Origin of the sequence: Catenovulum sp. 2E275 (assembly GCF_025515275.1) — a bacterium.
Classification (GTDB): Bacteria; Pseudomonadota; Gammaproteobacteria; order Enterobacterales; family Alteromonadaceae; genus Catenovulum.
The window spans coordinates 1-327 of the sequence record NZ_JAOPFU010000151.1 but is presented as its reverse complement, the minus strand read 5'-3'; the positions used below and the strand labels follow the sequence as shown (position 1 = coordinate 327).

General features: G+C 51.7%; 3 tRNA genes. All 3 read left to right on the top strand.

The annotated features are described in order from the left end of the window. The first annotated feature begins 6 nt into the window (after positions 1 to 6). A tRNA-Leu gene (locus N7931_RS19490) sits at positions 7 to 93 on the top strand. A gap of 38 nt (positions 94 to 131) precedes the next feature. After that, positions 132 to 207 (top strand) — tRNA-Gly (locus tag N7931_RS19485). A gap of 33 nt (positions 208 to 240) precedes the next feature. Beyond that, positions 241 to 327, top strand: a tRNA-Leu gene (locus N7931_RS19480).

Sequence of the window (327 nt, the reverse complement as noted above, 5' to 3'; positions counted from 1 at the left end):
TGTGTCGCCCGGGTGGTGGAATTGGTAGACACAAGGGATTTAAAATCCCTCGATCGTAAGATCGTGCCGGTTCAAGTCCGGCCCCGGGCACCATTCACAGTTTAGCAGAGCTGTGATAGAGCAAATATTAAGCGGCTGTAGCTCAGTTGGTAGAGCACAACCTTGCCAAGGTTGGGGTCACGAGTTCGAGTCTCGTTAGCCGCTCCAATTTCTTATGAAATGATTATCTGTGATTGTGTCGCCCGGGTGGTGGAATTGGTAGACACAAGGGATTTAAAATCCCTCGATCGTAAGATCGTGCCGGTTCAAGTCCGGCCCCGGGCACCA